This window comes from Thalassotalea profundi (assembly GCF_014653195.1).
GTDB lineage: Bacteria > Pseudomonadota > Gammaproteobacteria > Enterobacterales > Alteromonadaceae > Thalassotalea_B > Thalassotalea_B profundi.
In genome coordinates this window covers 15,151-33,623 of sequence record NZ_BNAH01000007.1, presented here as the reverse complement: position 1 = coordinate 33,623, position 18,473 = coordinate 15,151, and the positions used below count along the sequence as shown (strand labels likewise).

At 34.4% G+C, this 18,473-nt stretch carries 13 protein-coding genes; 4 read left to right on the top strand and 9 right to left on the bottom strand.

Annotated features, from left to right (window positions below; translation table 11 throughout):
* Positions 1-99: 99 nt before the first annotated feature.
* The 8 genes from IE155_RS09940 to IE155_RS09905 all read right to left on the bottom strand — a co-directional run bounded on the left by IE155_RS09940 (position 100) and on the right by IE155_RS09905 (position 11,912).
* Complete coding sequence (locus IE155_RS09940) at positions 100-2,187, bottom strand: hypothetical protein (RefSeq protein WP_189378106.1); 2,088 nt, start codon at positions 2,185-2,187, stop codon at positions 100-102.
* Positions 2,184-4,565, bottom strand: coding sequence for a hypothetical protein (locus tag IE155_RS09935; RefSeq protein WP_189378105.1), 2,382 nt, complete (start codon positions 4,563-4,565; stop codon positions 2,184-2,186). Before IE155_RS09935 ends, IE155_RS09940 begins: the two co-directional genes overlap by 4 nt.
* Positions 4,558-6,081 (bottom strand): BatA domain-containing protein, encoded by a 1,524-nt coding sequence (locus IE155_RS09930; protein ID WP_189378104.1) that lies wholly within the window; start codon positions 6,079-6,081, stop codon positions 4,558-4,560. The genes IE155_RS09935 and IE155_RS09930 overlap by 8 nt, the downstream gene beginning before the upstream one ends.
* Positions 6,078-6,989, bottom strand: coding sequence for a DUF58 domain-containing protein (locus IE155_RS09925; protein WP_189378103.1), 912 nt, complete (start codon positions 6,987-6,989; stop codon positions 6,078-6,080). The genes IE155_RS09930 and IE155_RS09925 overlap by 4 nt, the downstream gene beginning before the upstream one ends.
* Before the next feature lie 19 nt (positions 6,990-7,008).
* Positions 7,009-8,016: an AAA family ATPase gene (locus IE155_RS09920; protein WP_189378102.1), complete on the bottom strand. Its 1,008-nt coding sequence runs from the start codon at positions 8,014-8,016 to the stop codon at positions 7,009-7,011.
* A gap of 124 nt (positions 8,017-8,140) precedes the next feature.
* Positions 8,141-8,842, bottom strand: coding sequence for a DUF4159 domain-containing protein (locus IE155_RS09915; RefSeq protein ID WP_189378101.1), 702 nt, complete (start codon positions 8,840-8,842; stop codon positions 8,141-8,143).
* 66 nt (positions 8,843-8,908) lie between these two features.
* Positions 8,909-10,243 (bottom strand): TldD/PmbA family protein, encoded by a 1,335-nt coding sequence (locus IE155_RS09910; protein ID WP_189378100.1) that lies wholly within the window; start codon positions 10,241-10,243, stop codon positions 8,909-8,911.
* Positions 10,244-10,283: 40 nt separating this feature from the next.
* Positions 10,284-11,912 (bottom strand): metallopeptidase TldD-related protein, encoded by a 1,629-nt coding sequence (locus tag IE155_RS09905; protein ID WP_189378099.1) that lies wholly within the window; start codon positions 11,910-11,912, stop codon positions 10,284-10,286.
* A 499-nt stretch (positions 11,913-12,411) separates the two neighbouring features.
* Here IE155_RS09905 and IE155_RS09900 point away from each other — a divergent pair, with 499 nt between their 5' ends.
* From IE155_RS09900 to rlmA, 3 genes are all read left to right on the top strand, one after another.
* A complete protein-coding gene (locus IE155_RS09900; RefSeq protein ID WP_229817205.1) occupies positions 12,412-14,892 on the top strand; it encodes a CHASE domain-containing protein in 2,481 nt (826 codons plus the stop codon).
* A 100-nt stretch (positions 14,893-14,992) separates the two neighbouring features.
* A complete protein-coding gene (gene xthA / locus IE155_RS09895) occupies positions 14,993-15,799 on the top strand; it encodes an exodeoxyribonuclease III (RefSeq protein WP_189378097.1) in 807 nt (268 codons plus the stop codon).
* Positions 15,799-16,611 (top strand): 23S rRNA (guanine(745)-N(1))-methyltransferase, encoded by an 813-nt coding sequence (gene rlmA / locus IE155_RS09890; protein WP_189378096.1) that lies wholly within the window; start codon positions 15,799-15,801, stop codon positions 16,609-16,611. Before xthA ends, rlmA begins: the two co-directional genes overlap by 1 nt.
* A 56-nt stretch (positions 16,612-16,667) precedes the next feature.
* On the opposite strand, the gene yfbV is transcribed toward rlmA, so the two are convergent.
* On the bottom strand, positions 16,668-17,093 hold the full coding sequence (gene yfbV, locus IE155_RS09885) for a terminus macrodomain insulation protein YfbV (protein ID WP_268245250.1): 426 nt from the start codon (positions 17,091-17,093) through the stop codon (positions 16,668-16,670).
* Positions 17,094-17,269: 176 nt separating this feature from the next.
* Between yfbV and IE155_RS09880 the strand changes: the two genes are divergently transcribed.
* Positions 17,270-18,472: an acetate kinase gene (locus tag IE155_RS09880; RefSeq protein WP_189378094.1), complete on the top strand. Its 1,203-nt coding sequence runs from the start codon at positions 17,270-17,272 to the stop codon at positions 18,470-18,472.
* The last annotated feature ends 1 nt before the right edge of the window (position 18,473 follow it).

Here is an 18,473-nt window from a genome sequence, read left to right as displayed (position 1 = left end):
ATCTTGTTATCGACGAATACCATGATTTATTTAGCAATAAATGTAATTGATAGCACTGTTTGTTGATTATTTAACCAAAGATGGTTTTAGCAATACGTACTAAGCTATTTTTCTCTCGATCCATAACAAGGTACAACAACTAATAAACACTATCCATATTGGCCATTTATTAAATGGAACTTTAATATAATTTAACGTATTTATTGTTGGATCTTCATTAGTATGTTCATTACTTTGATTGGGTAATGCTTTGAGTTTTGTAGCTCTGCGCTTTGATATTTGCTGTAATGCAAGCCATTGGTTAGCCTCGCTGACATAAATAAAAGTTTCAACGCTATTGGCGATATCTGCATCCATAGTTTTGGTAATATCACTAGCTATCAAGCTGAGTTTATGCCAACCACTCGTGGTAATTAGCCAGTCAATACAATAATGGTGCTCACGTTCAATGAGTTTATTAGCAACTAAAGGTGTTGCGGGTGTTGTCGCGTTATTTGAGGCTTTATCACTATTGATATTCGAGTTGAAAACTGCACGCTGTTCGACACGTATAGATTCACCTTCATTGCGGTAACAGAGGCGTGTACTTTCTAGTGGAAATAAAATCGGTTTATGCGCCTTTGACATCCAACTCAAGCTGTCTTGTGAGTGAATAAGTAGACCTAATAAATATTGCCAATATTGTCCATAATCATTATCTAAGCCACTTAATTTCCATTGGTAACTACTATTTATTGCACTTAGAGTCACACTACCAAACCCATATGCCTGAGAGAGAACTAATGGCTGTTTTTCGGCGTTTATAACTAAATTATCCCCATGTTTATTGTTCAAACGAATATTACTTGGAATAAGTACGCGCTCATTGGCACTTGAACCAGTGTTATGTTGAAGATAAATACCAGTAGGTTTGTTAATATTTATATCGGTTTCGCTTTGAAATGAGGTAAATGTTTGAAAAAAGTTTATCAATGCATTAGGTTGATGCGGTTTTATCAAAGCATCATCAATAAAAACAAATACAGCGAGTCCTTTCTTTATTGCTGACATCACCTCTTGCTGTTGAATTTGAGAAAAAGCGACAACTGAACGACTATCAAGTATAAGTAGATCTACATTAGCTAAATTTTCGAGCGATAAATAATCAATAGTAGTTTTCGCTTGCTGCTCGGTATTTATCGTTTGAGTTAAATGTGCATTTTTACTTGTTTGGCTGATCAGTGTTAGTTGACTGCCCTGTTCAGCTAACCAATTTTTTAAATGCCGAATTTCAAATGATGGTGATGCCGTTTGAACCAAAATATTTAACTTATCCCCAAGTATAACATTCAGCTGAATAGTCTCTTGCACTAAAAGTTTATCACTACTCTTTTCACGTATGTTTAACCAGTACTTGTTAATTCCAGTTGCCTTAGGAACAAACTCAAAATAAAAACGCTCATTTGCTCTAAGAGAGGCTTGTACTAATATATCATTATTAACATCGACCAATTCAACAAGATAAAGACTATTCATATTACTAGATTGTAGCGTACCTGAAACCGATGTATTCGCTCCTAAAAGCACTTCTTGGGACCATTTTACGTCAACCACACCTAACATAGGCTTAGATGGAAAATAATAAAGACGTAGACTAGAAGTTGCACTATCAAGATGTGTTAATTGTTCTTTGGTAAAGCCATCACCGTAAACATATAATGCTTTAAATTTAAGTTTGTTTTCTAAATGCTGACGATTACTTAGACTTTTACCAAGGTGATAATTTTGTAATTGATAACTAGAAGTTAACCAAACAAGATCCGGTAACATTTTTTCTTGTTTAAAATAACCCTGTAAACGCTCACGTTGTTCAGGCGCATCAACCAAAACAAAAAAAGTTTCAATATCTCCAAGTCGATAACGTTCTACTGCTTGTTGTAGTAATTGTTCATCGCAATTATTAGTGATAACAATTGCTTGTTGACTGACTTGATTCTGCTGATAGATAGGCAAAATTAATAGTAACATAGTGATAACTGCACATGTATTAACAAGACAGAGTAAACTAGAAATAAAGGCTGACTTACCTTGGTAACGCTGCCAAACTTTTACGCAAGTTATCACAAGAAAAACAACACTGAATGCAAAAATAACATAGTGTAACGTACTAAAAGAGGCAAAAAGCCAATTAGAGCCGAACAACATCATTTTTTCTCCTTGGTTTCATCACCTTGTATATTCTTTACTTTTATAGCTTGCTCAGCATTTAACTTTATTTGATTAATATATTCTAATGTTAAAGTTTCACGCGGATCGCCATGTGACATTGAAGGTGAAGAAATCGCTTTAGGAATAGGCATAATTTGCCAAATTTTATTACGTAAATTAACAACACAACCTTCACAGTTTTCAAGTATTAAATGATTAGCAAGCAAAATTCTTTCTATCGTCGCAATAAACTCAATGAGTGCTGGTCGGCCTTCTATTTGCTGCTCCAATAGTTCCTTAACATCAATCAATAAGGATCGTTGATTTGTTGTAAGTTCACTTTCAATTGACACATGATTTCCTAAACTATTTTGATTAAGAAAAATAAATGCGCGACTTAATTTTTGATAATCGCTTGTTGAAATATGAATAAATTGCGACTGAGATAACGAACTAATCTCATCAAGTTCACCTTGATAACGTCGTTGTTCACTAACTGGCGGCGGCTCAAATCCTAGTCGCTTAACATAAATTCGCTCTGCTTTTTTCGCCATCTTTAAAAATTTTAACGCTTGCTCTTCATAGGGTAATGCTTGCTCTGGCTTAGATAACATTAAATAAAGCTCTGCTTCCCACATATTAGCGACTGAACGTTTCATTAGCGCAACAGGATCTTGTTTTCCCATCAAGCCAATATCACTATCTTCATGAGTATGTGCATATTCAGCAATCACAGCATCATAAGCTGACTGCACCCCTTCATTAGTATTATTAGTTTCTGCTTGATGGGCATGTTCGTGGTTATGTTCACTCTCATGGGAATCCTCACCGGAACCTGCTTCGTGAGTATCATGATCGTCTCCTTCACTGTGTTCTTCTTCATGAGCAGGCTCTTCACTAGCATTTGCATTAGGGAAACCTTCAAATTCATCACCTAGATATTGCCCATACTTTTGCTTCAATTCACTTTGTGCAATACCTAATAATTCAGACGTTTCACTAAACTCTGCTTTAGTAAGTAATTCGCTATCTGCAATCAATTGCTTTGTTTCAATAATAATTTGTCGTTGGCTTTTGAAATATTCTGGCATGAAATTAATCAATACACCGTCCGCCATTGCCGCTTGTTCACTATCTTCCAACCAACGTATAATTTTAGTAATAGACTTTGTCTGCTGGGCTTCAGGGCTTTGGTTATCCCATGCTCTAACGGTAAAATATAATTCATCCCCTGGTTCCATACCTAAATCAGCTAAATTCCAACTTTTATGGTATTCATTAAGATTAATTAATGCCGCTTTTTGTTGCGTAACACTCGGTATCTTCTTTACTCGGTCAAACTCAAACACTTGATCACGAAACTTAACAGATTCACCTGAGCCTTTAGCAATTGAAGCAAGAATATCTACTTTAGATAAACCAAAGTCATCAGACACTTGTACTTGAGTCTCAATAATAGGTTGGGCATTGGTTAACAATTCCGTAATCGTAAGTTTAGGTGTTAAAATCCTAATAACAGGTCGTTGATCATTGATCACTTCAATCGTGTAGATTTGTGACAAAAATTCATCCCCGGCTCTAATTTGATACAAGCCGGTATAAGCAATATTTTTACTTGCAGTAAAAGTATTATTCTCTCGTATAAGATCGATTTCATCTCCATTTGAAAACACTAACGAATAAGTTAACTCTGGCTGAGAAAAACCCAATTTCCATGTAACTTGACTACCACTAATAGCGTTAATATCCATAGTATCTGTGTCAACATTTGTTAAATTGGTATATTGAGGAGGCGTGATCATAATTTTTTGTGACATCAAGGTCACAGGAGTAACATTATCTTCATGGTCTATATTAGCCGTGGTAAAGTCACTTGTATCAACCCAGTGATGAAATTGAGTAAATGGTTTTAATATAAAAAAGCTAGTTAATATTACTAGAGCAACAATAAAATAAGATTTATAGCTATAATGACCTAACGCTTTTTGTTTATATTCTTTATCTTTCAATAACTGAGAAAATAAAGCCTCAACTTTCTGTTGCTGTAATTTCGTTAAGAGAGAGCTTTTTGTCTTATCTACAATTAATAGTTGCGCACTTTCTTCAAATTGAGGAAATTGTCTATTCAAATGCTCTAAAATATTTCTTTCATTAACTTCTCTATAAAAATGTGTTCGTGTCAGTAATAAAACAAACACACAATATATGCCCAATAGTCCAACAATACTGATAATAGAAAAGTTAAAGACATGCAAAATAACATAAGAAAACAATACCCAAATTGGACTCGTGAGCATCATAAACTCTAACAAAACTTTACGTTTAATCTGGTAGCTAAATTGTGATAACCAAATGTGAATATCGATTTTATTAGTCATCTTTACTTACCACTACAGATGTTCTCGTTGAGTATTCACTTAGTAATCGTTCTAATATAAATAAAGTCATTAATATAAAGCCTAACCACACCAATACTTGCTGGTGATAGCTTTCATAAGCCTCAGCATTGTAACTACTTGCGATATTATCAAAGGTATTAGCCATTTCCTTTTGCTGCTGCATAGTTAGGGCTTGCTCGTATAACCGCGTGATTAACTGATCAAGATTATCTGGCGAAATTTGGTTAATCGCTTGTTGCTGTGAAGTAATTAATTCTCCAAAAAGTAAGGTTTGTAGCACTAACGGGAATTGTGGTTGAGTGACTAGTTCAGACCATTGCGGTGTAAGTAAAGAATAATACTGGTATAAGCTACCGGCTGTTTCGTTTGGTATACCTGTATCTAAATTATAATTTTTAAAGACAGTTAAAACCGGTGTAATTTCATTAGTTTTACTATTAATAGTTAAATTTTTACTTGCTTGATGGTTAGTTACGGCCCAAAGAATTTGATGTTCAGTATTTTTTATTTCACCAGTATTTTTTTCATTATATTGATAAATTTTGACTGGTTTTATTAAGCCATAACCTTTAGATATTAAACCATCCTGTTTGATAACTGACTCATTATTTTTGCCATCAATAAAAATATTTGTACCTAATACCAACCATTCATTAAATTGCTCTGTTATCGGTTTATTGGTTAAATAAAATAACCAGTCTGGTCGTTTAATTAAATTTAAGTCTTTTTCCTGTGTGATCACCTGTAAAGTTAACTGCTTAATATTAAATTGTTTAATAACATTTAGTGCAGGAATTAAATAATCAAGCGCTATTTGATGTCCATCATCAGCAAAGAGAACGACATTAAATGGCTCTTGAATAAGGTCATTTATCTTTTTCTCAAGCTTAATTGTCCTTATATTCCATTGTATTGGTCGAGAGATTAACGTTTTTTCTCCAACAAACTGTAAAGTATTTGCAGAGCTAAAAACAATAAATTGTTTTGCATTGATAAACTGAGTGTCAGCTAAGCTTAACTGATACCAACTATTTAATACTAAGGTGTTATAATTACTCTCATTATTTGTAAAATTAATAACATCTTCTTTCGTTACACTTTCTAAATTATCTAACCAAACCACCTGATGCTCACTTGATTCTATATACCCTTCAAGTAGCATACGATCCTGTTCACTGGTATCGCTAAACCATGTTTTATTGACTAAAACCACCGTTTCACCTGTACGACTATCATCGGTCATATATAGTTTTGCTAAAATTGCTAGTGAAAATAATACGATTAAACATCGCAACAATAGCAGTAGGCGTTGAGTTAACTTAAACTTTGTCATTTTTATCGGTTTAGCTTGAGGTAAAAACCTCGTAGTTCCCCATTTAACTAAACGTCCTCTGCTTTTACTCAATAAATGAATAATAATAGGGATAGTGACTGCAGCTAAGCCAAACCAAGCCAAAGGTTGTATAAATGAAAAAGCAGAAAAAGACGACATCATTTCATTATTACTCGTTGCCGTTCTTGTATAAATTGGTGAAGAATTTCGTCGATTGGTAGATCAATATTAATTCGCCAATGGGTTAGTCCATTCTTTTGTAAAAACACTTGTAGTTGTTGATTAAACAACCCTCTATTTTCCATATAAGACTTCTTAGCGACTTTAGGAGAAAGTAAATACTCATCTTGGCTTTCAAGATCTTGAAAACGTACGACATCATCAAAATCAAATTCAACTTCATCATTCGCTTCAAGTTGTACTGCGATAACTTCAAGATCTTTATGATTAAGCTGTTTAATTAATTGATAAATTTCATCATGAGTTTGATAAAAATCACTAAACAGAAAAACAATACCTGAACTGCGCATAGTTTGTAATTGGGCGTATACATGCTGATAATGAGGAAAATGTTCGCCTGCTTTTATCTTATTCAATGATAATAACAATCTTTGCCAATGTTTATAGCCACTCATAAGAGGCAGAAATACTGGTTGAACAGAAGATAATGCCAAGCAGCCAACATTATCACCTTGTTGTTGAGCAATATATCCCATTGTTGCCGATAAAATTTTAGCAAAATATAACTTACTTAATGCACCAACTTCGTTTTTATATGCTTGATTAACATGTGCCATTGATGCGCTGCTATCAATGGCAAACCAAAGATTAGTATCACTTTCCCTTTCAGCTTCACGAACAAAATATTTATCGGTTCTGCCAAACAACTTCCAGTCAACCTTGGCTAATTCATCACCAGGTTCATATGCACGATATTGACTAAACTCAATACCAACACCACGTTGAACACTAGCATGGCTGCCATGCAAAAAACCTTGTGCTAAGGTTTTAGCTACAAAAGGCAAGTCTTTACTGCGTGATAAAGCTTTAACGTCTAGTAAATTATTCACAGTAGATTACTAGTCTCGATTAGTTTAAACGACTAACAGGCTTTGGAGTATCCACTAACAATGCAGTGATAACATCATCAGTTGAAATTTGTTCAGCTTCTGCTTGAAAGTTAAGTAATATGCGATGACGTAATATAGCAGGTGCGACAAATTCAATATCGGTAATGGTTACCGCGTATCGACCTGACATAAGTGCCTTTGCTTTAGCGCATAAAACCAAGGCTTGACCCGCTCTTGGTCCGGCTCCCCAGCGAATATATTTATTAACAGATTCACATAATGAATGTTCACCGTCTTTTGACGGGCGAGTATTTCTAACCAATTGAGTGATATAAGTCACTAGAGCATCTGATATTTCAACATCACGAGTTAACGATTGAAGATTTAGCATTTCTTGTGCTGATAACACTTTAGATAAAGTACTTGTAACATTACTCGTAGTGCGTTTTAAAATTTCAATTTCTTCATCAGCACTAGGGTATCCCACACGAATAAACATTAAAAATCGATCCAATTGTGCCTCAGGTAACGAATAAGTTCCGGCTTGCTCAACAGGATTTTGAGTCGCTAAAACAAAAAATGGTTGAGGTAATTGATAATTTTGACCCGCATAACTTACCGACTTTTCTTGCATAGCTTCAAGTAATGCCGCTTGTGTTTTTGGTGGTGTTCTATTGATTTCGTCGGCTAATAAAATATTGGTAAATACAGGGCCTTGTTGAAATTTAAAAAAGCGATCTCCACTGTCATGATCTGTTTCTAAAATTTCAGTACCAATAATGTCACTCGGCATTAAATCAGGGGTAAATTGAACACGATTAAAATCCATCGCTAATGTTTTAGATAATGAACTCACCATCAAAGTTTTTGCCAACCCAGGCACACCTTCTAATAAACAATGTCCACCCGCCATAATGCTAATTAACAATTCTTCAATTACCTTAGATTGACCGACAATAACTTTACCGACTTCATTAATGGCTTGATTAAGCTTTGCTAATGTTTGTTCTACTTCTTGTTCATTCATGTGTATACCTAATACTACGAGAAATTTAAAATATTAAGAATTAAGCGTTGGTGATATTTAACTCGCTAAACCGTGGCAAGTTAATGCATTTTATTAACGCCTAAGATCAATAACCTATTTATGTTTAGGCTGTCATTGCATACATCACAATATTAACGGCAAAACGTGTATTATCTGTTTTCATAAAACGTTTATTACGAAAGTCGAAATCCCACTCACAACCTAAATCTTTATTACTATAAAGCACACCTATTCGACCATTTACTTCAATGGCTTTAAGATAATCATGGACTAAATCATCTCCCCATCCATTAAGCTCTATTGAAGTACGAGGTGGTCCATCAAATTCGAAAAAAGACGAATAAAGTGCATGATCATTCGGGATCTTTTGTAAAGCTTCTTCACCAAAAATAGTGCTCATTTGTAACTCAAATGATCGAGCAAACATTCCATCTATGTCATGATTACAATCATCAACAAAAACAAACCCTCCATTTTCAATATATTGCTTGAAATTTTGAGTTTCTTCTGGCGTAAATTGCACTAAACGATGCCCTGACAAATAACAAAAAGGGGCTATTAACATGCTAGGATCTGATAAAGGAATAATTCGCTCTTTTATATCTACACGTAAACTTGTGTATTCAATTAAAGAATTTAAAAGATTTGCCGGCATACGTTCATCGACTTCCCAATCACCCGACTCATAACTTAATCGTGTAAAATAAAAATCAAAATCTCCACTTGCATTCGTCGTAAAAGACAATGGCAGACAACCTGAAGCGGACAATGCGGCAAGCGATTTTAAAAATTTTCGTTTATTCATTAAATTAGGTTGAGTACTAGATAGGTAGTACTCAACCTCCTTTTATTTACTTGGTGTTAAGACTCGTTATACGGCGTCAGACAAACTACTAAAGGTAAAATCACGTATTTTCATTGGTGGTACTAAGTTACCATCAATGCGTTCAGGCTTACCTAAAGCTTCAATATTGTTTAACATAACAATTGGGCTTTCATTAAAACGGAAGTTTTTAATAGGATATTTAATCTTGCCGTTCTCTATATAGAAAGTACCGTCACGAGTTAAGCCAGTATAAAGTAATGTTTGCGGATCTAGCCCTCTAATATACCAAAGACGTGTAACTAACACTCCTCGACGCGTGTTTTTAATCATATCTTCTAACGATTCATCACCGCCAGCCATAATAAAATGTCCGCCATCAGGAACATATTCAGTGCCGGTATCTTTTGCCCAAAATGGAGTATTTGGCATATTAGTAATGATGCCATCTTTAACCCAATCAATTTTTTTTCTAGGATAACCATTACCAGCAAAAGGCGCGACAGGTACAATGGGATCATTAGGATCTGAATAAATATGAACTCGCTCATCAAACATTTTTTGACCAAGTTTATTTTTAGGGCCTTTCTCTCCTTCTTTAAGTTTATTACTTAAAAAGCTTCTTCCTTCATCCGCTTCGCGCTGTCCCATTGAGCGTACTAAGTTATTTAATAAACCAACACTTGCTGCTGGCTCAAGGATAACTGTGTACTTTCCCGGTTCCATTTCTTTAGCATCAACAGATCCTTTTGATTTATCGATAGCCACTTGTGACGCTTTTTTAGTATCAAGTAAAGCAACGTCACTATAATCACGCGACACCCAGCCAGAGCCTTTGCCGTCTTTAGTACGAATGGTAACAGAGAAATCAACATTACTTGATTTGTTGTATGCAAACACCCCTGAACTATTCATTATAGCTATTGCTCTTACGCTTTCTTCTAAAAAGCCTGATGAAACTAAATCATTAGCTTTTGAAGGCTTAATACTATTTTCAGCGGCTTGCGCACGATCATCAGGAGTAACATTAGCCGTACTTTCAAAAAAGTTATTGGCTTTAAGGTATTTTTGCTTACCAAAATTAGGCATATACTCTGAGTTTTCAGGCGCTAATTTTGCTAATTCTTCAGAACGACGAACGACTTTTTGAAGTGATGTATCATCAAATTCATTAATAACAGCAGTCCCGATACGTTTTCCAAACGTTGACTGCACAGTTAGAGTTAAATCACTCTGCTCTCCAGCAGTTGATACTGTGTTTCTCGCGTAACGAATATTACCCGACACTTCACCTTCTAAATTACACTCTATTTCATCAGCTTTTGAATAAGCTATTACTTTAGTTAACAGTTCTTTAGCATGTTTTTCTGTAAATATAGTCATGATAAATTTATTCCTTTCTTTGTTATTATTCTTGTCAAAATCACACTTTTCGTGCGGTGTTAATAACATTAATATTGTTAAATCGCGTAGTTGGGCAACCATGCGACACTGCACTTACTTGTGATGGTTGACCTTTACCATCAAAGAAAGAGCCTCCAAGTCGATAATCAGACTTACCCGCTAATTGAGTACAGCTATTCCAAAACTGCTGTGTGTTTGATTGATAAGCAACATCTTCAATTTGCTCAGTAATTTTACCGTCTTTAATTTGATAAAATAATTGACCACCAAATTGAAAGTTATAACGTTGTTGATCAATAGAGTAAGAACCACGACCCGCAATATAAATGCCATTTTCAACGTCTTTAATAACATCGTCAGCAGAAATATCTTTTTCATTAGGGCGAAGAGATACATTAGGCATACGTTGAAATTGAACATCACGCCAGCTTTGCGCGTAACAACATCCATGAGATTCCTTCTGGTCGATCATATGTACTTGATCACGAATCGCTTGATAGTTAACTAATGTTCCGTCTTTAACTAAATCCCATTCTTTTGTTGGAACACCTTCATCATCGTAACCAACATTACCTAATGAATACGGTTGGGTCTTATCTGCAAACAAATTAACAATTTCTGAACCATAGTTAAACTTACCACTTTTCCACTTATCTAAAGTAGCAAAGCTGGTACCGGCATAATTTGCTTCGTAGCCTAGAACACGGTCAAGCTCTAATGGATGCCCTACTGACTCATGAATAGTCAGCATTAAATGTGCAGGGTCTAATACTAGATCATATTTTCCTGGCTCTACCGATTTGGCTTTTAATTTTGCTTGAAGTTGTTTACCTGCTGCAGCTGCATCTTCAACCATATCGTATGAATTTTTATAACCAACACTTGCACCAGAAATTCTAATTTTATCTTCTTCTCTGCCATCTAAGTATTCAAAGCCCATACCAACAGGGTTACCTAAACCATTACGTTGTTTAAAACCAGCTGAGCCAACAGCAGTAGCAAAGAAAGGTGCCCATAATCTATGTATATCTTGATCTATATAAGAACCGTCAGTTGAAGCAAAGTATTTTTGTTCATTAACAAGGAATAAAACGGATGTGATATAAGAAGCCCCATTTTTAAGCGCGGCATCATTAACAGATAACAATAAATCTACTTTATCTTTAACTGGGATTTCCATCGCATTTTTTTTAATCGGCGTATTCCAACTTACTTCGCCAACACCTTTCACTGGCGCTAATACAACAGGAGATGTTTGAAATTTAGCATTTGCTTTGGCTACAGCAACCGCTTTTTCAGCAGTTTTTGCTACACTATCGGGGGTCATGTTAGATGTTGATGCAAAGCCCCATGTACCATTGGCTATAACACGTACACCAATACCTGCTGATTCAGTGTTAACAATGTTATCTACACGTACTTCCCGAGTGGTAACAAATTGATTCAAATAACGGCCAATACGAGCATCAGCATAAGTTGCACCTTTTGCTTTAGCGGCATTTAAAGCAATATCAGCCAATTTCTTTTTGTAGCTAATATCCATTGGCTTATCAAGTAATTGCTCTGCTGATACAGCAATACCTGACATAGGTAATGCAATCGCTCCAGCACCAACGCCAGATAGCTTAATAAAATTACGTCTATCCATCATTTTTCCCTTGTTCGATTATTGTAGTTTGTATGTGATGTAAGTTATTTAGCTTTAACGTTAACTTTGAGAGTTAGCACTATTTTGGTTATAACTTATGCAACCAGTCTATATCAAATTACCAATAAAACTCAATTGCCCTGAACGTGAAAAAGTTACACTTCAACGTGAAAAAAGTTACAAACTATTTCTTAAAAAATAAACGTTTTTAATAAATATAGAATATAAAAGTGGAATTATTTTATTTTGCTATACTAGTGGATAACACTTTCATCAAGTGTTTATTAATGCCTTAAAGGACTGATAAGTGAATAAAAAATGTAGAACAATAAAAAAAATATCGTGGCACGTATCCGTTCAATTTGTATTATTTATCATTGGACTGTCACTTACTTTATTTAATCATCATCAAAATCTAAACGCCTTAGACAAACAAATAATAGATTCATTGAATAAAAGAGTTGACGTTATAATTACAGAAATAAACGATAGGTTAGAAATGTACCATCGTGCACTCAATGCAATGCGTGGCACTATTCATAGCCTTGAGGTAAGCAATCTTAATTATCAAGCAATAGCAAACTACTCTAAAAGCCATAACTATCAATTAGAATTGCCCGGCGCCAATGGTATTGGCTATATAAAAAATGTAGAACCTAAAAACTTAAATACATTTGTAGAAAGCGCGCGTAAAGAAAGAGACGATAATCAATTTAATATAAAGTCATTAAATCCTCATACAAAAAACCAATTTATAATTCAGTATATTTTTCCTGAAAATAAGAATAATCAGGCAATTGGTTTAGATATTGGCTCTGAAACAATGAGAAGAAGTGCGGCACTAAATGCAGCAAAGAACAATCAAGTGCAATTAACTGGACCAATAACATTAGTACAAGCAAATCAAAAAACACAACAAGGCTTTTTAATTTTATTACCCGTTTATAACTCGATAATTCCTCCCAAAAGTCAAACACAACGAATGGACGACTTGGTTGGTTGGACTTATTCACCTCTATTAATCGATGAAGTATTAAAATCATTATCTAAATTTGATGCTAATTATTTAAGCCTTATCGACGAAACTAAAGAGTCATCAATCACATTTTTTACCTACGGAAATAAGAATGATATAACCTCTTACTCCGTTACAAATAACATTACTATCATGGGGCGCACCTGGGTGATTACACTTCATGGAACAAACGCTCATATTAATAGTTTGAACTTACCAAACAAATTTGAAGAGTTTTTTAATGGCCTAATATTAACAGTCTTAATTATGTTAATTATTCTATCGGTTCAAATTACCTTATACCGCAAAGCACAAAGAGATCAGCTGGAAATTCAATTATCAAAAAAACATGAAAAAGCATTAGAAGCCGCTAACTTAAAATTAGAAGCTGAAGTAAAAGCTAGAACATACCAGTTAGCAGAAATAAACATGTTACAACGCAGTATATTAAATAGCGCAAGTTATTCAGTAATTGCAACTGATATTAAAGGCATTATTACCGTATTTAATCCTGCCGCAGAAAAATTATTAGGTTATCCAGCAGATCAAGTTGTTGGCATTAAAACACCGGCTATTTTCCATTTAGAAGAAGAAATAATAAAACAAGCTAAAAAATTAAGTAAAGAACTAAATATCGAAGTAAAAGCAAATTTTGATGTGTTTGTACTGAAAGCCTCACTCAATCAACCTGACACTAACCAATGGACATATGTAAGCTCTGATGGAAAACATACTCAAGTAAACTTAAATATAACGTCTCTTTTAAACAACGAAGACAAAATTGTGGGTTATTTAGGTATAGCATATGATTTAACCGAGCAAATCATTCATGAAAAAGCTCTTGCAGATGCTAAAAAGCAAGCCGAAAAAGCATCCCAAGCTAAATCAGAGTTTCTTGCAAATATGAGCCATGAAATTCGCACACCAATGAATGGCTTATTTGGTACATTACAATTATTAGAAGAGTTACCCCTTGCTGATAAAGCGAAAGATTATGTAAATAAGGCAATCTACTCAACCAAAGCTCTCACTACCATTATAAACGATATTTTAGATTTTTCTAAAATAGAGGCAGGCAAATTATCCCTAGAAAATAGAACATTCGAACTACAAGAGTTACTTAATTATTTACATTCAGACCTGATTATTCCAGCAAAAGAAAAAGGGATTTACTTAACCTTCAATTCTACTGTTAAGCATAATTATTGGATTGGTGATGCTGTCAGACTTAGGCAAATATTTTTAAATATTATCTCCAACGCCATTAAGTTTACTCATAAAGGCGGCATTACTCTTTATGTAACACTCACTGAGAATAAACACTTATCTTTTATTATTACTGATACTGGTATTGGCATTTCACCCGAAGTCTTACCTCGATTATTTGAACGCTTTGAACAAGCAGATCAATCAACTACCCGAGAATACGGAGGCACAGGGCTTGGCTTGCCAATTACCAAATCATTAATTCGCTTAATGGGCGGTAAAATTGATGTTGAAAGCGAATTAGAACTCGGTAGTAAATTTGTTATAACCTTGCCACTTGAAGCATCACAGATAAAACCAGATACTATTGATATAGAAATTAACAACTATCCAGATTTAAATGATCGCACAATCTTATTAGCTGAAGACAACCAAATTAATCAAGTCGTTGCAAAGGCAATGTTAGCGCCAACAAAAGCGAATATTGTTATTGCAAATAACGGACTTGAAGCAGTAGATTTATGCAAAGAATTATCACCCGATCTTATTTTTATGGACATTCAAATGCCTAAAATGGATGGACTTGAAGCATGTAGCATTATAAAGGAATTCAATAGTAAACAAATTATTATCGCATTAACCGCCAATGTATTAGCCGAGCAAAAAGAAATTTATAACAAATTATTTGATGGTTACCTAGCTAAGCCCATTGAAAAACTGGAATTAATAAGAATGTTGCACCAATTATTAAAGTCATAAGCATGAAGTTTATTTAACGCTTTAGATTTTATTAAGTGCCACATTCCAATATAATAATTGACTTGCTTAAAAATTAATTATCAATAGGTATCTTCAACAAATGAAAATCATTTCTTTTAATATAAATGGCTTACGTGCCCGCCTTCACCAATTGCAAGCAGTTATTGATAAACATCAACCAGATATAATTGGCCTTCAAGAGATTAAAGTACATGATGAAATGTTTCCACTTGCAGATGTAGAAGCCATGGGATATCACGTATATTTTCATGGTCAAAAAGCGCATTATGGCGTAGCTATGCTTTGTAAAAAAGAAGCGGATGTTGTTATTAAAGGCTTTCCTACAGATACTGATGAATCACAAAAACGTATGATAATGGTTCAAACAACTAATGAAAATAACGAAAAAGTTACAATATTAAACGGCTACTTCCCACAAGGCGATAATATTGCTCATGAAACTAAATATCCATATAAGCGCCAATTTTATAAAGACTTGATGAATTACTTAAACTTACACCATACCCCAGATGAAAATATTGTAATAATGGGTGATATTAATATTTCCCCAACAGATCTTGATATTGGCATAGGTGAAGTCAATCGCAAACGTTGGTTAAAAACAGGAAAATGTAGTTTTCAACCCGAAGAACGTGAATGGTTAGCGACACTACTAAATTGGGGATTTAAAGATACTTACAGAGAACTACATCCTACAAGAGAAGAACGATATTCTTGGTTTGATTATCGCTCAAAAGGCTTTGATGATAATAGAGGCCTTAGAATTGATGTTGTTTTAGCAACAACAAAACTTGCTGAAAAATGTATTGAATCTGACGTTGATTATGAGCTTAGAGGAATAGAGAAACCTTCTGATCATGCCCCAATATGGTCGACGTTTAGTTAATGAAAAGACTTGCAGAGTATCTTTGCCCTATATGTAAAGCTGAATTAACCTACCAACAGCCGACTTATGCTTGCATCAATAATCATTGTTTTGATCAAGCTAAAGAAGGCTATGTGAACCTATTGCCGGTTCAACTTAAACATTCAAAACAGCCAGGCGATAACAAAGCCATGGTTAATGCTAGACGCGACTTTTTATCACAAGGTTATTATCAACCTTTGGTCAATAAACTCCTCGCTTTACAACAAGAATACGCATTATGTAAGGCTAAGATATTAGATGCAGGATGTGGGGAAGGTTATTATACTCATCAACATATTAATACCACTAATCAAGTATACGGTGTTGATATTGCAAAAGAAGCGATTAAAAAAGCCTCGAAAAAATATAAAGAGGTTTATTTTAGCGTGGCAACTCTCTCTCACCTTCCGTTTGCAGATCACTATTTTAATTGGATGATTTCAGTCTATGCTCCCATTTTAGAACAAGAATTTACCCGTGTTTTAGCTGAACAAGGTTATTTAGTTACAGTCACGCCTGGTAAGCGCCACTTATTTGAATTAAAGGAAATAATCTATCAGTCAGCAAAGGAGCATGATGATGAAAAGGAAGTAATTCAATCGTTAAAATTAATTGATGAACAACGAATAGCTTACCAAATGACATTAAACACACCAGATGATGCTTTAAATTTATTATCTATGACCCCATTTGCGTTTAAAGCTTCAAAAGAGGCCTTAAGTGCTTTGTCGCAACAACGAAATTTCAATTGCCAAGCTGACTTCATCATTCGCTTATATCAAAAGATATAAAATTTAATAAAATAAGCACTTTATAATTTAGTCAAATGAACTAAAGAAGGCTATAACTATAACCGGTATCGAGAATTAGCGTAACTAACATTTAATAATGTTGCTAAATCTAAATAACGAGGTCTTCTAATAGAAAGTTTAATATCACCATCTTGCTCATTAACTTTAGCAACCCCTCTTCTATACCAATCAGCTAAAGCAGGCGGTAAAAATTTGTCAGCTTTGACACCTAACATAACAACAGCCTGTAGAGGAATACTTAATAAAAACAAGAAATATACTAACGCCTGAGCAAGAATATCAGCCCCACCAAAATATAACTGCATAATTAAAACAAATAACGCCATGGCCGGCAAATATCGATAAACTAATCGACCTATTTGTACCGCACGATACTCATCAAAATAATGGTTAAGCTCTGCTTTTTTAGGCCATAACTCCATATACTTCCGGCCTAATTTAAAAATTTCTATTACACTCATATTCATAGGCAACAAAATATCGTAACTCTTGCTAAAAAGATAGCATATTCTCAGTAAAAATTAGAGAAATGATGAAAATTTTGTCTAAAAATTTAATAAAATTGCGTGATATCAAAACATTTAAATTTAAAAAAGCTATGATTAACTATCAACATGTTGAGATAGTTAATCATTTTATGAAAAAACCTTTAATTTTAGTGATAAATTGTGGCAGTTCATCTTTAAAATTTTCTTTAATGGACCCTAAAACAGGTGAAGAAAGTTTAAATGGTATCGCCCAATGCCTTTTATCAGATAATGCAAACATTAGCTTCAAAGTAAATGGAGAAAAACAAGTATTAGCACTTCTACCCCCTTTTGATCATAACACTGCTATTGTTGAGCTAGTTAATTTTATAACTAAGAATAATCTATTTGAACAAATTACAGCTATTGGTCATCGCGTCGTGCATGGGGGAGAAAAGTATCATCAACCAACATTAATTACTCCTCAAGTAAAAAATGAAATAGCTAAATTAGCTAAATTAGCACCATTGCATAATCCTGCTAACTTAGTCGGCATTGAAGCAACCGAGAAAGTATTTTCACATTTATTGCAAGTGGCTATTTTTGATACTGCTTTTCATCAAACTATGCCTGAAAAAGCTTATATTTATGGTCTACCTTACAATTTATATCAAGAACATGGCATACGACGCTATGGCTTTCATGGCACCAGCCATTACTTTGTCACACAACGAGCCAGCTCATTACTACAAAAGCCACTAGAGCAGTGCAATTTTATTAGCGCACATTTAGGGAATGGTTGTAGTATCAGTGCTATCGTTAATGGGAAGAGTGTTGATACTAGTTTAGGCTTTACTCCACTTGAAGGAGTGGTAATGGGAACTCGAAGTGGTGACATCGATCCCAGCATTATTTTTTACCTTGTAGAACAATTAGGCTATTCGTTAGACCAAGTCAATACCCTGCTAAATAAAGAAAGTGGGCTACTTGGCATTTCTGGGATCAGTAATGATTGCCGCACCATTGAAGAACAATTATTAGCCGGAAACAAACGCGCTAAACTTGCCATAGATGTATTCTGTTATCGTATTGCCAAAAAAATTGCCAGCTTTAGTGCTAGTTTAGACAATCTCGATGGGTTAATTTTTACTGGTGGCATTGGTGAAAACTCAAACACAATCAGAAGTCTTATTCTTAATCAGTTATCCCTCCTTGGTTTTAAAGCAAATGAACAATTAAATGAAGAAATTCGCTTTGGAAAACAGGGAAATATAAATGATACAACCAGTAGACCTTGCTGGGTAATACCCACGAATGAAGAATGGGTAATCGCAGAACAAACACAACACTTGCTTATCAATAAAGGAATGTAAA